The organism is Edaphobacter sp. (assembly GCF_035763405.1).
In the GTDB taxonomy this organism is placed as follows: Bacteria; Acidobacteriota; Terriglobia; order Terriglobales; family Acidobacteriaceae; genus Edaphobacter.
On the sequence record NZ_DASUBE010000064.1, the window covers coordinates 22,558 to 28,557 of the forward strand.

Annotated in this window: 5 protein-coding genes; 4 read left to right on the forward strand and 1 reads right to left on the reverse strand. The window is 60.9% G+C overall.

Going from position 1 to position 6,000, the window contains the following annotated elements; translation table 11 throughout:
- Positions 1 to 31 precede the first annotated feature (31 nt).
- The gene (locus tag VFU66_RS06320) at positions 32 to 2,062 is read right to left on the reverse strand and encodes a S9 family peptidase (protein WP_326445395.1); all 2,031 of its coding nucleotides are present in this window, start codon (positions 2,060 to 2,062) and stop codon (positions 32 to 34) included.
- A 636-nt stretch (positions 2,063 to 2,698) separates the two neighbouring features.
- On the opposite strand from VFU66_RS06320, the gene rpsL reads away from it, so the two are divergent.
- From rpsL to VFU66_RS06340, 4 genes are all read left to right on the forward strand, one after another.
- Entirely contained in the window at positions 2,699 to 3,082 is a 384-nt protein-coding gene (gene rpsL, locus VFU66_RS06325) for a 30S ribosomal protein S12 (RefSeq protein ID WP_014263802.1), read from the forward strand.
- Between the two features lie 68 nt (positions 3,083 to 3,150).
- On the forward strand, positions 3,151 to 3,621 hold the full coding sequence (gene rpsG, locus VFU66_RS06330) for a 30S ribosomal protein S7 (protein WP_326445396.1): 471 nt from the start codon (positions 3,151 to 3,153) through the stop codon (positions 3,619 to 3,621).
- A 91-nt stretch (positions 3,622 to 3,712) separates the two neighbouring features.
- The gene (gene fusA / locus VFU66_RS06335) at positions 3,713 to 5,806 is read left to right on the forward strand and encodes an elongation factor G (protein WP_326445397.1); all 2,094 of its coding nucleotides are present in this window, start codon (positions 3,713 to 3,715) and stop codon (positions 5,804 to 5,806) included.
- 65 nt (positions 5,807 to 5,871) lie between these two features.
- A partial coding sequence (locus VFU66_RS06340) for a GTP-binding protein (RefSeq protein ID WP_326445398.1) occupies positions 5,872 to 6,000 on the forward strand: 129 nt, incomplete at its 3' end.

Genomic DNA, 6,000 nt, shown 5'->3' on the forward strand with positions numbered 1-6,000 from the left:
CCACAGCAACGTCAGGCATCAAGGCTCTTCCTTATTCCCCGATTCCTGATCCCTGTCCTCCCGGCATCGCGGTCTCAAACCATTTGAGCGCCCGCATCAACACGTCGCGCTGATGTGCCGGGTCGCGGAACTGGTGGCCTTCATTCGGGTAGACCACCAGCTCAGTCTTCACGCCCAGCGCGCGCAGCGCGTGCCAGAACTCGAAGCTCTGCGGTGCAGGACACTCCCCGTCGCGGTCGCCAACTACAATCAGCGTCGGCGTCTTCGTGTTCTTGGTGTAGTTGATCGCCGAACTCTTCGCATAGACAGCCGGGTCGTCATAGACGCTTGCGCCGAAGAACGGAATCATCCACTGGTCAATCGAGTTCTCGCCGTAGTAGCTCTTCCAGTCGCTGATTCCCGCTCCCGCCACCGCTGCCTTGAACCGCGTCGTCTGGGTCACGGCAAACATCGTCATAAATCCGCCGTAGCTCCACCCGGTCAGCCCTTCGCGGCTTTTATCGATAGGCAGCCGCTTCTCCAGCGCGTCCATGCCCGCCAGAATGTCCCTCAGGTCGCCGTAGCCGAAGTCCTTCACATTGGCCCGGGTAAACTTCTCACCCTGTCCAAAGCTGCCGCGCGGATTCGGCATCAGGACAAAGTAGCCAAGCGCCGAAAACGGCACCCCGCCATACCCCACTCCAGGCCATCGCGGCACCACAGCTGACGAAGGCCCGCCATGCACCTCGACAATCAGCGGATACGTCTTCGACGAGTCGTAGTCGGCCGGGTACAGCAGCCACCCCTGCACTTTGAAGCCCTCGTTGGTCCACTCCACATTCTCGGTCTTGCCCCACACAGGCTTCAGGCCGTCGTTCAGGTGGGTCATCTGCTTCAGATCATCCACCGGCCCGGCCCAGACCTCTGGCGGGTGCTCGAACGAACTCCGCACCATCGCCACGGTATGGTTGTTCGCCACCGAGACGCTCATCGTCAACTCATTCGCCGACACCGTCCCGGCAAACGTCTCGTCCACGGAAGACACGTCCTGGCCGGAGTTCACATTCAGCACCGTCAAATGCGTGCTGCCCCCCACGTGCTCCGCAAGACCCAGCGCGTCGTCGCTCACCCAGCCGATGTAGGCCACCGAAGCCGCGCGCCCGGGAGTGATGTCCCGTGGCTCGCCGCCGCTCGAAGGCACCAGATAAACATCTCCCCCGGTCACGCCCTGATCGCTCATCAGCCCGCCGATGAAGGCAATCGTCTTCCCGTCGGGAGACCAGCGTGGCACGGCGATCTGCAACCCATGCAGCGGCCCCGCCACACTCTGCGGATCCAGAATCGACCTCACCGGATGGCAGTCTTTGCCAGTCGGACAGGGCTGGCCCGCAGCGTCCCACGGCCGCACCACGTCGCGCGTATAAAGCTGCGCCACCCACCAGTTGTTCTCTCCCGGAGGAGCCGCCGCAACAAACGCAACGCGCCGCGAATCAGGAGCCCAATCGAACTCATACACATGCAGCCGCTCCGGAGTCACCCACCAGAACTTGCCCTCCGCAATGCTCACCGCGGCAACCCGCTGTATCTCGATCCCCTCTTCGCCGATCACGCCGCTCCACGGCTTCATGGCGTCCAGCGCCCCGGCCTTGCGTGTCGCATTCTCCACAAACAGAAAACCCAGACTCTTCCCATCCGGCGACCACGCCAGCGAGTGGACCTCTCCCGTCACGTGCGTCAACTGCCGCGCCTCGCCCGTCTTGACCGACCACACAAAAACCTGCTCCTGCGCAGGACTTTCGATCATCTCCGAGCAGTTCGACAGGAATGCCAGCCACTCCCCATCCGGCGACCACCGCGGCTCCACATTGTTGCAACCAGTCGCCCCTGTACCGGTCCCGACAATCCGCTCCTTCGCAGGATTCGGGTCCGCCACGCTGGTCAGGTGAATCTCCGATGCGCCATCCCTCCGCACCGACCATGCCACAGTCGAGCCGTCAGGCGAGATTTGCGCCTGCTCCGGCGCGATGGTCCGGCCCAGCATCTCAGTCAGCGAGAGGATCTTTGCATTCTCAGAGGCCGACACAGCCCGGGCAGCGCCCGGAGCGAGCCCTATAAGGGCCACGGCAACCGTAAGCAAAAGAAGATGCCGCCGGGAGAAAGAAAAAATCAAGGAAAGAATCATGCCGCCAAGCCTAGCACGCTGCCTCGACGGCCTTCCGCAGGACAGGGGACACTGGGTGATCTGTCAAAATGGCGTAGATTTGGCCACGTCCGAGGGGGTTTTCCGCTGAAATCGCGCCCGAAAGTTGACTCGGGTGGGCTAAATTGCTATTGTTAGAAGGTTCCGCGAATATTCAGGACGCGCTGTAGGCGAACTGAGTACAAGAAGAGAGAACCGCAGAGCATCCTGAAGGATGCCGTAATCTGCGGCCCATCGAATACGTGCCTGCGACACCCTCCGCCTTGGATGGGCTATGCGGGCCGGAACAGCGAAACGGAGTCGGCTCGTCCTGGCGAGGTTCTTGTCCAGGGAAAGACGCTCGGCCACCGTCGACTGTTTTCGTCTGGTCTGTTGTATTGAAGTACAGACGCGAAGCAGGGGTCATCTTCGCAAAGAGACGCTTCAGCGCCCTCATTCTTTCTGCATGTTTGCAGAAATGCGAAGACGGTCTTCCCTCTGCGCGCCTGAAATAAGTTTCGGTTGGTTTAAGGAGTTCGAGTGCCTACGTTTCATCAGCTCGTCAAACAGGGCCGCACGCCCACCCGCTACAAGACCGCCAGCCCGGCGCTCCAGGGCTCGCCCCAGCGTCGCGGCGTCTGCACCCGCGTTTACACCCAGACGCCCAAGAAGCCGAACTCGGCGCTCCGCAAGGTTGCCCGCGTCCGCCTTACCAACGGCATCGAAGTGACGACCTACATCCCGGGCATCGGCCATAACCTGCAGGAGCACTCGATTGTGCTTATCCGTGGCGGCCGCGTGAAGGACCTTCCGGGTGTTCGCTATCACGTCGTGCGCGGAACGCTGGACTCGGTCGGCGTCGCCAACCGCAAACAGAGCCGCTCGAAGTACGGCGCCAAGCGTCCCAAGGCCGCAGCAAAATAAAAGGTTTGTACTAACAGGTCCATCTCGTGAGAGGTTCACCGGGCTGGAGGAAGAAGAGATAGAGAGCAATGCCAAGAAAAGGTTATGTAGCAAAGCGCGAAGTCAACCCCGACCCGGTCTATAACTCGACACTGGTCACGAAGTTTGTCAACTCGATGATGTGGGGCGGCAAGAAGTCCACCGCGCAGGGCATTTTTTATGAGGCCATGACGAATCTGGAGCAGAAGGGCGGCGACGAGGCCCTCAAGCTCTTCAAGAAGGCGGTCGAGAACTGCAAGCCGCTGCTCGAAGTGAAGTCCCGCCGCGTAGGCGGTGCGAATTACCAGGTGCCGATCGAGGTCAATCCCGAGCGCCGCACCTCGCTGGCCATCCGCTGGCTCGTCACCTACGGCCGCGCCCGCGGTGAAAAGGGTATGGTCGAGAAGCTGACCGCCGAACTACTCGATGCGGCCAACGGCCGTGGCGCGGCGATGAAGAAGAAGGAAGACGTCCACCGCATGGCCGAGGCGAACAAGGCCTTTGCGCACTATCGGTGGTAAGGAAAAATTTTCATAGCAAAGTCTTTTGTCTTTGCTCTTAGTTCTAGTTGCACAGTAACCGCGAGCAGCCCTCGCAGATGAGAGATAGACCGTGGCACGCACTGTACCTCTGAATCGTTGCCGGAACATCGGAATCATGGCGCACATCGACGCCGGCAAGACGACGACGACCGAGCGCATCCTCTTCTATACGGGTATCACGCACCGTATCGGCGAGGTGCACGAGGGCACTGCCGCCATGGACTGGATGGAGCAGGAGCAGGAGCGCGGCATCACCATCACCTCGGCTGCCACCACCTGCACGTGGAAGAACCAGCGCATCAACATCATCGACACTCCCGGTCACGTGGACTTCACCGCCGAGGTCGAGCGTTCGCTCCGCGTGCTCGACGGCGCGGTTGCCTGCTTCGACGCAGTCGCCGGTGTGCAGCCGCAGTCGGAGACTGTCTGGCGGCAGGCTGACAAGTACAAGGTCCCCCGCATCTGCTTCATCAATAAGATGGACCGCGCCGGTGCGGACGCTGTTTATGCGACTCAGACCATCGTTGATCGTCTGGGCGCGCGCGCTGTGCCGCTGAATATCGCCATCGGTGCCGAGGCCAAGTTTGCCGGCGTCGTTGACCTGGTCACGATGAAGGCTATCCTCTGGCACGACGAGACGATGGGAGCGCAGTACTCGGTTGAAGAGATCCCCGCCGATCTGGTCGAGAAGGCCAAGGAAGCCCGCCACACGCTGGTCGAAGCTGTCGCCGAAAACGACGACGAGCTGATGCACCTCTATCTCGAAGGCCAGGAGCCGACCGAGGCCCAGCTCAAGGCTGGCATCCGCAAGGCGACCATCGGGATGAAGATCTTCCCCGTCCTCTGCGGCTCGGCGTTCAAGAACAAGGGCGTCCAGACGCTGCTCGACGCTGTGGTTGACTATCTGCCCAGCCCGCTCGATATCCCCCCGGTCGTCGGCCACAACCCCGACAACATGGAGGAAGAGGTCATCCGCAAGGCTGACGACAGCGAGCCCTTCGCGGCGCTCGGCTTCAAGATCATGACCGACCCCTTCGTCGGCCAGTTGATCTTCATCCGCGTCTACTCGGGCCAGTTGAAGACCGGCGACTCGGTGCTGAATCCGCGTACCGGCAAGACGGAGCGCATTGGCCGCCTGCTCAAGATGCACGCCAACAAGCGCGAAGAGATCACCGAGATCCTCGCAGGCGACATCTGCGCCGCCGTCGGCCTCAAAAACCTCGTTACCGGCGACACCATCTGTTCGGACAAGCACCCCGTCGTGCTCGAATCCATCGACTTCCCAAAGACTGTCATCGAGGTCGCGGTCGAGCCGAAGACCAAGGCCGACCAGGAGAAGATGGGCATGGCGCTCGCGAAGCTGGCGCAGGAAGACCCCACCTTCAACGTGCACACCGATCCCGACTCCGGCCAGACCATCATCGCCGGCATGGGCGAGCTGCACCTTGAGATCATCGTCGACCGCATGATGCGCGAGTACAAGGTCGAGGCCAACGTCGGCAAGCCACAGGTGGCCTACCGCGAGACCATCCGCTCGAACTCCGATGCGGAAGGCAAGTACATCCGTCAGACCGGCGGCTCAGGCAACTACGGTCATTGCAAGATCCGCATCAGCCCCAACGAGCCGGGCGCGGGCTACGAGTTCTCGAACGACATCAAGGGCGGCGTCATTCCCAAGGAGTACATCAAGCCCATCGACCAGGGCATTCAGGACGCGATGCAGCGCGGCGTTCTCGCTGGCTACGAGATGGTGGACATCAAGGTGTCGCTCTACGACGGCAGCTATCACGACGTGGACTCGAACGAAATGGCGTTCAAGATCGCCGGTTCGATGGCGTTCAAGGAAGCCGCCCGCAAGGCGAAGCCTGTGCTGCTCGAGCCCGTGATGGACGTCGAAGTCACCGTCCCCGAGGAATACATGGGCACGATCATCGGCGACCTCAACAGCCGTCGTGGCCGCATTGAGGGTATGGAGATGGTCGGCGGTTCGCAGGCTATCAAGGCAACTGTGCCGCTGAGCACGATGTTCGGTTACGCCACGCACATGCGCTCATCCACGCAGGGCCGTGCGAACTACACCATGCAATTCAAGCAGTATGAAGAAGCGCCGCGGTCGGTTTCGGAAGAGATCATTGCCAAGGTGCAGGGCAAAGAGAGTAAGTAACGCAATGCCGCAAGGCGCGACAGTTTAGCAGTTGAATTTCAGTAGTAAGAAACACGGAGAGAGTCATGGCGAAGGAAAAATTTGATCGGTCAAAGCCGCACGTGAACATTGGAACGATCGGACACATCGATCACGGCAAGACGACGCTGACGGCGGCGATCACGAAGGTGCTGTCGAAGCACAACCCGAAGAAC